Source organism: Allomuricauda sp. CP2A, assembly GCF_001683915.1.
Classification (GTDB): domain Bacteria; phylum Bacteroidota; class Bacteroidia; order Flavobacteriales; family Flavobacteriaceae; genus Flagellimonas.
This window is the reverse complement of the sequence record NZ_LXTT01000146.1, coordinates 14,212-28,014: the sequence shown is the minus strand read 5'-3', so window position 1 is coordinate 28,014 and position 13,803 is coordinate 14,212. Positions and strand designations below refer to the sequence as shown.

Here is a 13,803-nt window from a genome sequence, read left to right as displayed (position 1 = left end):
TACTTTGATATACTATTACTTTTAACTCCATATTCATTTAGCACACTATCTAATCAATTGTTTCTACTAATAAATCTATATACACTCAAATAGCGGTTTGTAATTCGGTTTGCAATAAAATCATAAGCAAGACTAGACCCAATAAAATTTTTGGGGGGACAAATGAGGTTCGAATCCATCAGCCATTTCTTGATTGTAAAGAGTCCATAACATTACATTTATATTTGTTATAGTGGAATCTCCTATTAAATGTAATTGTCAAGTCCCTTTGAAGCAACTTTTGGAACTAAGCAACAGCATCAGCTTGATTTGGCTATACTTCTAATTAATTGATTTTGCGTTTCAAAAACCAAATATCACCAAGGCTAAGATTTATATTGAATGTATTAAAAGTCTCCTCAACCAAGATTCCTTGGGATGCCCCATACTGATTTCTGTTATAGGACAAATTAAGGGTTGATTTTCGTGATCTGGACAATGGTATCCCGATTCCCGCCATAATGGAATAACCATCAATCGTACGATCATAAACCTCCAAATACCCTGTATCGTAGTTCATTCCAGCCCTAAACTTTATCTGCTTCCAATAGTTATAGCTTTGATTATCAATGACATATTCCATACCAAACCCAACAACTTTCTGGTCGATAAAACTTCCGATGTTGTCATGTTGATCGGTAGCATTCCAAAAATTATAGGAAAAATCCAAGTTTACAGCCCATGATACATTCGGAGTGTAGACAATCCCTCCTCCCACTTCCAAGGGAAGTTCAAAATTTGGAAGGTGCTCGCCAGTGGTATTTTCGATGATTTCCGGTTTCGGAATCAAACTAACCATTTTGGAGACCTTACGGTCATGGGTTACTTTCAATGTTGTCGGCATTCGCATCCTAAAACCGAATTTCAATTGATCTACAATAGCACCTTGTAAGCCCAAATCAACCCTTACACCGGAATATTTGTTTTTATCTTCTACAAATAATGAATTGTAGTTTGATTGTATTTTTTGGGCTTCTTTAATGGTGCCAAAATAATAGGACAATCCCATCCCCACTCCAAACTTATCCGTCATCCTATAGCCATAGTTAAATTTCAGGTCGTTCAATCCTCCTGAGCCAAAAACATTGCTGACAAAGGTGTCATATGATCCTTCGACATTACCTTCCACCCCAATGAGTGCATAACCAACATCGGAATACGGTTCGAGTGTCAGACCGAATCCGGACCTTCTGGAAAGGGATGAGGCTATGGCTATACTGGAAATGTTCCCTGCCAATCTTTTTTCTTCCTTGCCCCTACTTGAAATGGAACTCAATTCAGCTGTCAAACCAAAATCGTACAAGAAAATGTTTTCCGGAATGTCCGCAAAGGAAGCTGGGTTCTGGGTATTGATCAAGTAATTGGATTGAAGGGCATACCCCCCACCCCCTAGGGCACTATTTTTTCCAATGTTGGACTTTGTATTCACCCCGATTCCAAAGAGGGAGTATGGTGATGCCGTTATTGTATTGGTTTGCCCCATCATTAGCCATGGTAAAAATCCTACTACCAGGAAGCACTTATTCATCATAAATTGCATATGTGATTATCAATTTGGGCGCAAAATCCTTGCTTCCCGATCCATACAATACAACACGATCAAGAGAATGCTGAAACTCACTCGGCATAAGAATCAAAGCATTATCAATCTCCGGTGCTTCCTCTAGCTCCTGTTCGATATAGTTTGTGACAGGAAACTGGTACACCAACTCATTAAATTCTTGATCACTCTCCCCAAATCTTCCATATACCAAACCATTCCCATTTATTACAAAAGATGAAAATTCATTGTTTTGATCAACTACCTGAATCTGAAGTGAATCCCGCAACGGGAAGAAATCGTCATACGAATCCAACAAAGGGGTAATCTCCAAAACGGCACTCAAAATAGTACCTGTACCTGGCAAGTCCCCAATATTCTTTATGGTCGGAAATTCGATCCGGGTCACATACCCGGTTCCGGATTGCATGAAGGTCATATCATTGCTATCCTCCGAGAATAGGTCGGTTTCCTGATCTATCAGCGCAGTCAAGGGCAACCCGGTCACATCACTTGTTATTCGATTGAATGCATTCAAGCTATTGGTTTGCTTGATCACAAAGTCCAAAAAAAGATCATCCCCATCATCTTCATCCCCATCGTCGAATTCTTCTGGAAGCGAATAGTAAAAACGCAACATGGTCCGTTCCGTATTTTTTGAAAACCCGATAACTGTTGAATTGCCATTGGTCAATGGACTTAAAACAATACCCTTGAACTGTTCGATAAAATCCTCATCCCCGGAGATGGACTTTTCCTTTAGCAATTCAAAAATATTCGCACCGAATGATCTGGGAATGGAGATATGAAGGGAATCCTCACCCATAGGTTCGGGATAAAAGGATTTGGTCATCATGGGGATGGTATCATACCTCAATGAACTTGTGTTGTAAAAGGCATCCTCTGTGGTTTCAAAATCCTCCAATATTCGATGAACACGGATGTGGGACAGTTGAAGTGTATCATTATAAAAATAATGGTCATAACCTAAAATAAGCGCAATGCTATCCAATTCGGCATCATCCGGGACATGGTAGTCCATGGCCGTTAATTCCATGTAGCTTTCACTTTTTACGGCACCAAAAAATTGATCGATATACCGTCCGACCAAAAGCCTGTCCTTACTTGATGTAATGATGCTGTCAAACTTGAAAGTGCCAGTCCTTACCTCAATGGTGTCAATCTCGATCAACCTGACCGCTCTATCCGTGAATTCTTGGCCCACTTCCAATGTAGGGATATCACGTTCTTCCGTGGAGCATGAAATCACAGCCAACACCAAAGACACCAAAAACCATCCTTTGTACTTCATTGATAACAGTTCTTTTGCCAAAAGACGCCCAAAGAAATTGCACCATGAAATTTTATAAACCAGAAGGGCAATCCTTTAAACCAAACAAGAGATTTACTAAACGAAGGCAATCGAATAAGGTAATAGGGCCAAATACGGCATTCATTTAAACTTTTTCCCGTTTGGTTTATCTTTTTTCCCAGAGAAACTCACCGGCCTTAGTTTTATCAAAAAATCGAGGTGGTTAAACTATTTATCAGCTGTCTAATAATTATTACAATGCATGCAAGGATAGCGGCACAAACCGAAAAAGAGATGGCATACCTTGACTATGTGTACGAGGTCGTTCCTTCGAATGGCAATTATTCTTGGGAGCGGCACAACCTAGGTATGTACTACTCCAAAGACCTTGCTCCGAAGGTAAACTATGGTTTGTCACTTAACATGCGAAGACAGCAATCCTGGTTTTATGATTCTCCAAAAAATTATGCTATGGAGGAACCTGATGAGCTTTTTAGGCTGGAAACCGGAGGGACCCTATCGTGGCAAATGAAAGATCGGTGGAAATTGGATGCCGGATTTTCAATATTTATGGCCTCCGATTTCAAGGAGGCTTTGGACCTCTCGGAAATCCAACACTCCGGTAAGCTAGTATTGGCAACCGATATCGGAACAACCACCCCAAATCAACAATTAAGCTTTGGGTTTGGATATGGTATTTTAAGGAAACACCCCCTTCTCTACCCCATTCTTTCATTTTCAAGATCCTTGTCAAAGAACATAAACGTAGATATCGGTTTTCCACGTACCACGGTTCACTATAGCATTGACGAACTGCATGAAATCAGGACTTCTGGATCATTTAAGGGGGAATACACAAATATCCATCTTCCTGTAGGCACACCCGACGACCTTCCCCATGGAGAAATGAGGCTTGCCCAGTATGCCATTGATGTCAACATTGGATATACTTATAAAATACAACCCCAATGGTATACACTGATCAAAGTGGGATATCTGATCGATAACACGGCCGTGATCACGGATGGACAGGGCAACATTGCCTATGAGCTGTCAACTGAACCATCCGTTTACCTTTCCATGGGATTAACCTTTAAAATACGTGACTGACATTATGAAATTTAAACTTTTGAACATGACGATTAAAACAATTCTATATAGACTTGTACTGTCCTTATTCACCGTAACTGCCATTACCTCCTGTTCCAGTGATGATGACGATGACGAATGGGGCAACTGGGTGGACCGTTCCGTGTTGGACGGTATACCCAGAGGTAATGCGGTTGCCTTTACCATAGCCAACAAGGGATATATGGGTACCGGTTATGACGGTGATGATTATTTAAAGGATTTTTGGGTTTATGATATAGAAGGTGATTATTGGAGACAGCTTGCCGACATGCCTGGTATCGAACGAAGTTCCGCAGTTGGCTTTACCCTCAACGGGGACGGTTATGTTGGCCTGGGATATGATGGGGACAATGAATTGGCGGACTTCTATAGATACAATGTGGAAAGCAACACATGGGATTCCATTGCACCCTTTAGTGGCACACCTAGACGCGGTGCCACCGCATTCAATTCCAGTTCGTTCGGGTATGTGGGAACAGGATATGATGGGGACAATGACAAGAAGGATTTCTGGAAGTATGACCCTGTGAATGATGAATGGATCGAACTCATAGGTTTTGGGGGCAATAAAAGGCGGGATGCCACATACTTTACAATAGCGGACAAAGTGTATTTCGGCACAGGGGAAACCAATGGCCAAAACCTGACCGATTTCTGGGCCTTTGATCTAAGTTCAGAAAAATGGAAGCCACTATTAGATCTAGATGAAGAGGACGACTACTCTATAGTCCGAAGCAACGCAGTTGGCTTTACCATAGGCACCTATGGTTATATTGCAACGGGAAAAGCCAGCATAGGAGGTGGTATGAACAGCGTTTGGGAGTACGACCCTTCCAGGGACGAATGGGAAGAAAAGACAGCTTTCGAAGGCGTGGTCCGGGAAGGTGCCATCAGTTTTTACAACGGAGCAAGGGCCTTTTTGACCACTGGGAAATCAGGTACGTTGTACCTGGATGACACCACTGAGTTTTTTCCATTTCAGGAGGAGGATGAGGATGATTAATCCAATGTTACCTAAACGCATACGTGCCATCAAACAACAATGAAACGTATTTTTGCACCCATCCTGGTTTTGTTATTCCTTAATTGTGAAAAGACAACATCCAAGGAAGAAGTATATGTCCATGCCCAACTAGTCCAGAACAACAAGGAAGAATGGACATATCGAATCTATCTGGACTCCATCCTGTTCATTCAACAAGACCAAATTCCAGGACGGGAGGGAAAACATGGCTTCAGGACCAAAAAAGATGCAGAGAGAACGGCCAATCTGATTGTTAAAAAATTAAGCTTGGGCCAGGGCCCACATGTTACCCAAAAAGAATTGGTTAAACTTGGGATAGCTTATTGATCAAACCGCAAAACAATGAAATTCCGAAATAAAGAAAACCCTTTCAAGACAAAAGAGATTTTCATCCATCTGTTCGGATGGTTGTGCCTGGCATCATTCCCATTGTTCATTTCCTTTTCCATATTCAGTGAATTTCACCCCATGGCTTTTGTCAGGGTCTTGCTTCCACCAATGCTCTTTTATGTCAACTATGCACTATTGGTTCCAAATCTTTTACTGAAAAAGAGAATTTTAGCCTACATCGCTATCTCTATCACATTCCTAATCGGCTTTGAAGGTTTGGCACTTCAAATCCCAACATTGATTCCAATCAATCAATTGGATTTGTCCCCAGATGGTTTTCTCTATAAAATCCGTTTTGTTGTCATTGGCTTTGCGTTGACCGCATTCTTTCTCTTTGGGGGCATTGTACGCCTAATGAAACATATTTACATAAGGGACAGGGTGTTACGACAAAAGGATATCCGAAAAACAAGAACAGAGCTGGAATATTTAAAAGCTCAATTGAATCCCCATTTCCTGTTCAATTCCTTAAATTGTATCTATTCCCTGGTTAGGGACAACTCCAAGGAAGCCTCAAATGCGGTCATCATCCTTTCAGAATTGATGCGGTACACCCTGTATGAATCCAATCAGGACAGGGTATTACTGTCAAAGGACATCGAGAACATCAAAAACTATGTCTCCCTGCAAAAACTGCGTCTTTCAAATAGCGAAAAAGTCCACTTGGAGATCAAGGGGGATTACGAGGAGCAAAAGATAGCACCGCTCATCATGATGACCTTCATCGAAAACGCCTTTAAATATGGAACCGATTATGATGGCAGGACGGAAGTCCATATGGTGATACAGGTTATAGGGAACCACCTCTTTTTCGATATTTCCAATTTAAAGGGGACCCGAAACATTGATAAGAACAATTCTGGAATCGGGCTGAACAACGTCAAGGGCAGGTTGAACCTGTTGTATCCCCATGCACATAGCCTGGATATCGATAAAGGAGATCGGGAATATTCCGTTAAACTACATCTAACACTTGATTGAAATGAAATGTATCATCATTGACGACGAGCCTTTGGCGCTGAACATCATGAAGTCCTATTGCGAGGAGATTGGCAATCTGGATGTGGTCGGCACTTTTACAAATCCCATGGATGCATCCAACGTGTTGATGGGGACCGAAGTGGACTTGATCTTCCTGGATATTGAAATGCCACAGATCAGCGGGTTGGATTTTGTCAAGACACTGGACCGAAAACCACTTTTTATCGTAACCACCGCCTACCATCAATATGCCTTGGAAGGCTTTGAACTGAATGCGGTCGATTACTTGGTCAAACCCATACCTTTTGCCCGATTTGTCAAAGCTGTGAACCGGGCAAGGGAAATATACCTCTTGAAAAGAGACTCGAAAAAGATTCCGTTACATACCGCACCCAGTTCTGGCATTGATCAGATGGATGACCAATTTGTCTTTATAAAATCGGATTATGAGAACATTAAATTGAAATATTCCGATATGCTGTACATACAGGGATTGAAGGAATACTTAAGGATCCACGTTAAGATAGAGGTAAAAAAACCAATACTCACCCTAATGAGCTTTAAACAGCTCATGGAAAAGTTACCCGACAGTCAATTTCTTCGGGTGCACAGGTCCTTTGTGGTGAACATTGCATGTATAACGGCCGTCCAGCGCAACAAGATCATCATCGGGGACATCCGAATCCCCATCGGGGAGAGCTACAAGGAAACATGTCTTAAACGACTGGGTATCGACTGAACGTTGATTCAATTTCCATATAAATCCAAAAGCTTCTTTTACAATGAATTGCAAAATTTATGTTAACAATTTTAAATTCATTAACCATTTGGTTAAATTTGATGGTTAATACATTTGTCCATGATACACACAGCTACTGAAAAATCGATATTACAGGCCGCAAAGACGGTATTTTTCAAAAAGGGCCTCGCTGCAGCTCGTATGCAGGAAATAGCGAATGAGGCCAACATCAACAAGGCCATGCTCCACTATTATTTTCGAAGCAAGGAGAAACTATTTGGAGCAGTTTTTCTACAGGCCTTTGGAGAATTGGCTCCTTTTCTGAACTCCATTTTCAATTCGGACAAACCTGTTTTTGAAAAAATCAGGGAGTTTGTGGACGGCTATATCACCTTTGTGGTCGACAACCCATATTTACCCACTTTCATCATCCAAGAAATGAACATCAACCCACAGTTTGGTGAAACATTTTTCAGGAATCATGTGACTCCTGACCCATCCAAATTTGAAGAACAAATAGCTCGGGAGATCGAACATGGAAATATTAGGCCCATTGATCCCAAACAATTGGTTTTGAACCTTATTTCCCTGACCGCATTTCCATTTGTAGGCAAAGGCTTGGTCATAGGTATTCTAGACCTGGATGAAATAGCCTTTAAAACCCTCATGGAGGAACGAAAAAAATTGATTCCTGAAATGATCATTAATACAATCAAAGTACAATGAAGCATCTGATCGACAGCATACAACATGTATCATGGAAGCTGGTATTGCCTCCTCTAAACAAGGATTCATTCCTGTTAGTGGTCCTCCTTTCATTCCCATTTATAATCCAGGCCCAAGAAACGATATCTTTGGACAAATGTTTGAGACTGGTCCATATAAATTATCCGTTGGCCAAGCAAACATCGCTGTTGACCGAACAGTTGGGACTGGATATTGATGCGATCAAGAAGGACCGCTTGCCTAAATTGGATCTCAATGGCCAGGCCACCTACCAATCCGAAGTAACAAGTCTTGGGGGGCAATTGATGAATGTTACCATTGACCCCCCAAATAAAGATCAATACCGCACGACATTGGATGCCAACCAATTGATTTACCATGGAGGTCTGATCGATGCTTCGATCAAAGCTAAGGAGACCAAGGCCGCCATTGGGCAACAGGAAGTTGAGATTTCTTTATATGGGCTGAAAAACCGTGTTAACCATTTGTATTTCTCCTTGCTTTTGTTACAGGAAAACCAAGATTTGTTGCGTGCAAAGGAATCCCAATTGACCGCAAGGCTTGAAGAGGTCAGGGCCGGTGTAAAATATGGCACCTTGCTTTCCTCATCAGCGGATGCATTGGAGGTCGAACTCATCAAAATCCAACAGCGAAACACAGAATTTTCATTATCCAAATTGGATTTGCTTCAGCAACTCTCCATTATGATAGGCACCGACCTGCAACCACAGGTTGTATTACAGCGTCCGGAGGTTTTTCCCGTGAGCTCAGACCAGACATCCAAAAGACCGGAACTTTTGCTTTTTGAGCTACAAAAATCCCAAGTCGATCTGTCATCGGATCTTTTGGAAAGGTCCAAACTTCCAAAGATCAGTGCTTTTGCACAGGGCGGATATGGGAATCCAGGGCTCAATATGCTGGACAATACCTTCAACTCCTTTTTTATGACCGGTGTAAAACTCAATTGGAATGTTTTTGATTGGAACAAAAACCGAAAAGAAAGACAGTCTTTACAGATTGACCGGAGCATTGTCGATTCACAAAAGGAAACCTTTGAACTGAACAATGGCTTGGAACTGGTCAACCTACAATCCGAAATAGACAAAATGGAGGAGCTGATCCGATATGATGAACAGATCATCCCCCGGTTTGAAAAAATAGTCAAAACGGCAGAATCCCAACTAAAAAACGGTGTGATCACCTCCTCGGCCTATATCACCGAGTTCACAAATTTATATGAGGCCAAGAGCAACCTCGCCTTGCACAAAACACAAAAACTACTGAACCAGATTCAATATCAAATTACACAAGGTACTTATGAAAAGAGCAGCAACTAAGGTCCCTATGACCAAAAAAGCCCTAACAATATTGTCCATTTTTGCCCTGGTCGTTTCCCTTACATCCTGTAATGGTGGAGGGGATCTCGCTGATGGCTATGGAAACTTTGAGGCAACGGAGACCACCGTCTCCGCCGAAGCCAACGGTAAAATTCAATTTCTGGATGTGGCGGAAGGAAACCTCCTTGAAAAAAATGAAGTTGTCGGGGTCATCGACACCATCCAATTATCGTTGAAACGCGATCAATTGAAGGCCGCAAAACAAACCATTTACTCAAAATCAACAAACGTGCTCTCCCAGCGGGACGTGTTACAAGAGGAATTGCAGGTAGCCCAAAACGACAAGAAGCGCATTGAAAGCTTGATCAAGGAGAATGCGGCCACCCAAAAGCAATTGGACGACATCCAGGGCAAGATACGTATCCTGCAACAACAGATCAAGAGTGTCGAAACCCAGAACGCCCCCATTATCAATGAAGTCAAGGGCATTGAGGTCCAGATTGAGCAGATTGTGGACCAAATTGCAAAAAGTATCGTGAAAAGTCCATTAGACGGTACAGTATTGGTCAAATATGCCGAACCTGGTGAAGTCGCCGTCTTCGGAAAGCCCTTGTTCAAAATGGCCAACCTTGATGAAATGGAACTCCGGGTATATATCAGTGAAACACAACTGCCCAACATCAAAATCGGTCAACAGGTCACGGTCAAGATCGATGATGTGGATTCAATGAAATCGTATGAAGGCACGGTATCCTGGATATCCGCATCTGCCGAGTTCACGCCCAAGATCATACAGACCAAGGAAGAGCGGGTGAACTTGGTGTACGCCGTGAAGATAAAGGTCAAAAATGACGGAAGCCTCAAAATTGGTATGCCCGCCGAAATGTGGATTGCGAACTAATCCATTTAACCTATAAAAGACATCCTATGAAACTACAACATTTTATTGCAATGATCCTAGTATTCCTGTTGGGCGCCGTTTCCTTGATAATGGGAACTTTGGTACTTCTCGGCATCCTCGAAGCAGGCCATGTTGTCCTAAAGGGACTGTTGGTCTATAATATCGTGCTAGGTGCCCTGTCGTTACTGGTAGCTTACCTTATTTGGAATCGATCTATGTCGACCTCAAGTTCTGTACTCCTGTTACTGTTGTCCCATATCTCCGTCCTGATCTTCCTCGTATTGTTTACAAACCATGTGGCCAAAGAAAGCATTAGGGCCATGGAAATCAGGGCCATCATCTGGGTATTGGTATTCTTGCTCATCCAATGGGGCTCCTTCAAAAAGTCAAGTCTACTGACCAGGAGTTGGAGAGGCATGGCAGTGCTGTTGGGTGCATCAACCATTTTCCTCAATTCCTGCAAAAATAATCCGAACAGACAAAGTTCTGATTCGCAAAGCAACCCAGGTCAAATACAGGTAGAAGAAGTCTCCCCAAATGTATCGGTGGCCCACGATGCATGGTCCGATGAAATCCAACTGGACCATGGATCCAAATGGCTGGCGAATATAGAGACCACTCTAGGGGTATCCAAGATGCTCACTGCCCTGAACGGCTTCAACGGCGGTTCCGTATCAGCGTACCAAGCATTGGGGGATGACCTCAACGAACTTAAAAATACCATTGTAAAGGAATGTACCATGACCGGGCCTTCCCACGACAATTTGCATGTCTGGCTTCATCCCCTAATCGAAAAAATCGAAGCCCTGCAAAATACCGACAGTGAGGCATCAGGAGTTCAAAGGGTACAGGACATTGAACAGCATTTAAATGGCTATTATGAATTTTTTGAATAGCTGTCCAGATTTAAGAAACAATAGCAACCCATACCCATGTCCATTCATATAGATCATATCAGCAAATCCTACGGAAAGGTCAATGCCTTGGATGACATTTCCATTCAAGTCGACCCAGGGGAACTGTTTGGGCTGATCGGACCTGACGGTGCTGGTAAGACCACCCTTTTTCGGATACTGACCACCTTGCTCTTGCCCGACCACGGGTCGGCATCCGTTGCAGGGTACGATATCATTGCCGATTTTAAGGCCATTAGAAAACAGGTCGGGTACATGCCCGGGAGATTTTCACTATACCAGGACCTCACGGTCGAGGAAAACCTTCGTTTTTTCGCCACGATTTTTGGGACGACCATCGCAGAGAATTACGATTTGATCCGGGACATCTATGTTCAGATAGAACCTTTCAAAAATCGAAGGGCGGGCAAATTGTCCGGTGGTATGAAGCAAAAATTGGCACTTTCCTGTGCTTTGATCCATAAACCCAAGGTGCTGTTCCTGGACGAACCCACAACGGGTGTTGACCCGGTTTCAAGAAAAGAATTCTGGGAAATGCTCAAAAGATTACAGGCCAAGGGAATTACCATTCTCGTGTCGACCCCCTATATGGACGAGGCCGCCCTATGTGATCGGATCGCACTCATCCAAGATGGAAGGATCCTTGAAATCGACACCCCAAAAGCCATTGTGGAGCACTATCCCAAACCCATTTTCGACGTTGGGGCCCACAACACGTACCTATTGATCGAAAAATTGAACGCCTATGTCCATAAACACAGTGTATTTCCCTTTGGGGAATACATCCACTATACGGATCAACGGGATGGGTTCGATCCTTTGGAGCTCAGGGCATACTTAAAAAATGAAGGGCTGCAGAACATCCATATCGAAAGGACCAAGGCAACGATTGAGGACACATTTATGGAATTGGCAAAACAATGAAGGAAGAAACAGTAATAAAAGTAGAGGGACTCACCAAGGTTTTTGGTGATTTCACCGCGGTGAACAAGATCAGTTTCCATGTCAGGAAAGGGGAAATCTTTGGTTTTTTGGGGGCCAATGGCGCCGGGAAGACCACTGCCATGAAAATGCTGATTGGCATTTCCTCTCCCAGTTCGGGTTCGGCCAATGTGGCGGGATTCGATGTATATACCCAAACAGAGGACATCAAGAAGAGCATCGGGTATATGAGTCAAAAATTTGCCCTGTACGATGATCTGACCGTCAAGGAAAACATTCGTTTTTTTGGGGGTATCTATGGGTTGTCCAAGAATAGGATCTCTCAAAAATCGAACCTGCTCATTGAGGAGTTGGGCCTGGAGAAAGTCGCCCATAGTCTGGTGGGATCCTTACCATTGGGATGGAAACAGAAAATCGCATTTTCGGTATCCCTATTGCACGACCCAAAAATTGTTTTCTTGGATGAACCCACAGGAGGGGTGGATCCCATTACCCGAAGGCAATTTTGGGAAATGATCTATAAGGCTGCCAACAATGGCACGACCATTTTTGTGACGACCCACTACATGGATGAGGCAGAATACTGCGATCGGGTATCCATCATGGTGGATGGCAATATCGAGGCCCTGGACACCCCAAAAAATCTAAAGACCCATTTTGGTTCGGATTCCATGAACGATGTGTTCTTAAAATTGGCAAGAAGTTAAACAGGTTACCATATGAAACGCTTTATCGGGTTCGTACAAAAAGAATTTTACCATATTTTCAGGGACAGAAGATCCCTGTTCATCCTATTTGGAATGCCCGTCGCACAGATCATGCTTTTCGGGTTCGCCATCACCAATGAGATCAACAATGTTGACATCGCGATTCTAGATCGGTCCCAGGACGCCTCTACCAAAGAGATCATCTCAAAAATATCGTCGTCGGAGTATTTCAGTATCCTCCAACACATAAAGGAGGAAGCGGAGATTGAGGAAGTTTTTAAAAAAGGGAGGGTAAAGGCCGTGCTCTATTTTGAAAAGGAATTCAGTAAAAAACTGATCAAACAACACACGGCCAAGGTTCAAATTGTGACGGATGCGACCGATCCCAATGTGGCCAACACCATCAGCAATTATATCAATTCCATACTTTCCCATTACCAAGAGGAACAGAACAGGGCCATAACACAGGACTATCAGATCATACCCCAATCCCGTATGGTCTACAACGCGGAACTGAAAAGTGTTTATATGTTCGTACCAGGGGTTATGACCGTCATCCTCATGTTGGTATCGGCCATGATGACCTCTATTTCGATCACCAGAGAAAAGGAATTGGGCACCATGGAAATTTTATTGGTATCCCCTTTGAACCCTGTTCAGGTAATCATTGGAAAGGTGTTTCCCTATATCTTTCTATCCATCATCAATGCTGCCGCCATTGTCATACTGAGTATTTTTGTCTTCCATGTCCCCGTCAAAGGGAGTCTATTCCTGTTGGGCCTGGAAAGTGTGCTATTCATTGTCACCTCCTTGGCACTGGGGATATTGATCTCCACTATTTCGGCCACCCAGCAAACGGCCATGATGATCTCCTTGATGGGACTGATGTTACCGGTAATCCTTTTATCGGGCTTTATTTTTCCGATTTCCAGCATGCCAGTTCCCCTTCAGGTCATCAGTAATATCGTCCCTGCAAAATGGTTCATCATCATCGTCAAGGGAATCATGCTCAAAGGTGTGGGTATCCACATTGTTTGGAAAGAGACCTTGGTCCTCTTGGGGATGACCCTTCTTTTCATTGGACTTAGTGTAAGAAAATATAAAATAAGATTGGAATAAC

General features: G+C 42.9%; 14 protein-coding genes. 12 read left to right on the top strand and 2 right to left on the bottom strand.

Translation table 11 applies throughout. The features are described 5' to 3' along the window. Positions 1 to 325: 325 nt before the first annotated feature. Positions 326 to 1,525, bottom strand: coding sequence for a hypothetical protein (locus A7D14_RS17655; protein WP_218058555.1), 1,200 nt, complete (start codon positions 1,523 to 1,525; stop codon positions 326 to 328). A gap of 34 nt (positions 1,526 to 1,559) precedes the next feature. After that, the gene (locus tag A7D14_RS17650) at positions 1,560 to 2,891 is read right to left on the bottom strand and encodes a DUF4270 family protein (RefSeq protein ID WP_067037520.1); all 1,332 of its coding nucleotides are present in this window, start codon (positions 2,889 to 2,891) and stop codon (positions 1,560 to 1,562) included. A 294-nt stretch (positions 2,892 to 3,185) separates the two neighbouring features. Here A7D14_RS17650 and A7D14_RS17645 point away from each other — a divergent pair, with 294 nt between their 5' ends. The 12 genes from A7D14_RS17645 to A7D14_RS17590 all read left to right on the top strand — a co-directional run bounded on the left by A7D14_RS17645 (position 3,186) and on the right by A7D14_RS17590 (position 13,802). Further along, the gene (locus tag A7D14_RS17645; protein ID WP_218058554.1) at positions 3,186 to 4,001 is read left to right on the top strand and encodes a DUF6268 family outer membrane beta-barrel protein; all 816 of its coding nucleotides are present in this window, start codon (positions 3,186 to 3,188) and stop codon (positions 3,999 to 4,001) included. A 25-nt stretch (positions 4,002 to 4,026) separates the two neighbouring features. After that, entirely contained in the window at positions 4,027 to 5,025 is a 999-nt protein-coding gene (locus tag A7D14_RS17640) for a Kelch repeat-containing protein (protein WP_067037529.1), read from the top strand. 39 nt (positions 5,026 to 5,064) lie between these two features. Next, the gene (locus A7D14_RS17635) at positions 5,065 to 5,373 is read left to right on the top strand and encodes a DUF4907 domain-containing protein (RefSeq protein ID WP_067037516.1); all 309 of its coding nucleotides are present in this window, start codon (positions 5,065 to 5,067) and stop codon (positions 5,371 to 5,373) included. A 15-nt stretch (positions 5,374 to 5,388) separates the two neighbouring features. Next, entirely contained in the window at positions 5,389 to 6,417 is a 1,029-nt protein-coding gene (locus A7D14_RS17630) for a sensor histidine kinase (RefSeq protein ID WP_067037514.1), read from the top strand. 1 nt (position 6,418) lies between these two features. After that, complete coding sequence (locus tag A7D14_RS17625; protein WP_067037512.1) at positions 6,419 to 7,156, top strand: LytR/AlgR family response regulator transcription factor; 738 nt, start codon at positions 6,419 to 6,421, stop codon at positions 7,154 to 7,156. Positions 7,157 to 7,276: 120 nt separating this feature from the next. Next, positions 7,277 to 7,882, top strand: a complete 606-nt coding sequence (locus tag A7D14_RS17620; RefSeq protein ID WP_067037510.1) for a TetR/AcrR family transcriptional regulator — start codon at positions 7,277 to 7,279, stop codon at positions 7,880 to 7,882. Positions 7,883 to 8,010: 128 nt separating this feature from the next. Then, positions 8,011 to 9,219 carry a TolC family protein gene (locus tag A7D14_RS17615; RefSeq protein ID WP_255307488.1) on the top strand — a complete coding sequence of 403 codons (1,209 nt, stop codon included), beginning with the start codon at positions 8,011 to 8,013 and terminating at the stop codon, positions 9,217 to 9,219. Then, a complete protein-coding gene (locus A7D14_RS17610) occupies positions 9,200 to 10,120 on the top strand; it encodes an HlyD family secretion protein (protein WP_067037508.1) in 921 nt (306 codons plus the stop codon). Before A7D14_RS17615 ends, A7D14_RS17610 begins: the two co-directional genes overlap by 20 nt. 26 nt (positions 10,121 to 10,146) lie before the next feature. Further along, positions 10,147 to 11,016: a hypothetical protein gene (locus A7D14_RS19755; protein WP_083158149.1), complete on the top strand. Its 870-nt coding sequence runs from the start codon at positions 10,147 to 10,149 to the stop codon at positions 11,014 to 11,016. A gap of 36 nt (positions 11,017 to 11,052) precedes the next feature. After that, positions 11,053 to 11,958 carry an ABC transporter ATP-binding protein gene (locus A7D14_RS17600; protein ID WP_067037506.1) on the top strand — a complete coding sequence of 302 codons (906 nt, stop codon included), beginning with the start codon at positions 11,053 to 11,055 and terminating at the stop codon, positions 11,956 to 11,958. Beyond that, on the top strand, positions 11,955 to 12,683 hold the full coding sequence (locus A7D14_RS17595; protein WP_067037505.1) for an ABC transporter ATP-binding protein: 729 nt from the start codon (positions 11,955 to 11,957) through the stop codon (positions 12,681 to 12,683). Before A7D14_RS17600 ends, A7D14_RS17595 begins: the two co-directional genes overlap by 4 nt. Before the next feature lie 12 nt (positions 12,684 to 12,695). Further along, positions 12,696 to 13,802 carry an ABC transporter permease gene (locus tag A7D14_RS17590; RefSeq protein ID WP_067037503.1) on the top strand — a complete coding sequence of 369 codons (1,107 nt, stop codon included), beginning with the start codon at positions 12,696 to 12,698 and terminating at the stop codon, positions 13,800 to 13,802. Position 13,803: the final 1 nt, after the last annotated feature.

Excerpts from the sequence above, each read along its gene's own strand:
- A7D14_RS17655 (WP_218058555.1), bottom strand. The coding sequence starts at position 1,525 with ATGATGGGGCAAACCAATACAATAACGGCATCACCATACTCCCTCTTT.
- A7D14_RS17650 (WP_067037520.1), bottom strand. The coding sequence starts at position 2,891 with ATGAAGTACAAAGGATGGTTTTTGGTGTCTTTGGTGTTGGCTGTGATT.
- A7D14_RS17645 (WP_218058554.1), top strand. The coding sequence starts at position 3,186 with ATGGCATACCTTGACTATGTGTACGAGGTCGTTCCTTCGAATGGCAAT.
- A7D14_RS17640 (WP_067037529.1), top strand. The coding sequence starts at position 4,027 with ATGACGATTAAAACAATTCTATATAGACTTGTACTGTCCTTATTCACC.
- A7D14_RS17635 (WP_067037516.1), top strand. The coding sequence starts at position 5,065 with ATGAAACGTATTTTTGCACCCATCCTGGTTTTGTTATTCCTTAATTGT.
- A7D14_RS17630 (WP_067037514.1), top strand. The coding sequence starts at position 5,389 with ATGAAATTCCGAAATAAAGAAAACCCTTTCAAGACAAAAGAGATTTTC.
- A7D14_RS17625 (WP_067037512.1), top strand. The coding sequence starts at position 6,419 with ATGAAATGTATCATCATTGACGACGAGCCTTTGGCGCTGAACATCATG.
- A7D14_RS17620 (WP_067037510.1), top strand. The coding sequence starts at position 7,277 with ATGATACACACAGCTACTGAAAAATCGATATTACAGGCCGCAAAGACG.
- A7D14_RS17610 (WP_067037508.1), top strand. The coding sequence starts at position 9,200 with ATGAAAAGAGCAGCAACTAAGGTCCCTATGACCAAAAAAGCCCTAACA.
- A7D14_RS19755 (WP_083158149.1), top strand. The coding sequence starts at position 10,147 with ATGAAACTACAACATTTTATTGCAATGATCCTAGTATTCCTGTTGGGC.
- A7D14_RS17600 (WP_067037506.1), top strand. The coding sequence starts at position 11,053 with ATGTCCATTCATATAGATCATATCAGCAAATCCTACGGAAAGGTCAAT.
- A7D14_RS17595 (WP_067037505.1), top strand. The coding sequence starts at position 11,955 with ATGAAGGAAGAAACAGTAATAAAAGTAGAGGGACTCACCAAGGTTTTT.
- A7D14_RS17590 (WP_067037503.1), top strand. The coding sequence starts at position 12,696 with ATGAAACGCTTTATCGGGTTCGTACAAAAAGAATTTTACCATATTTTC.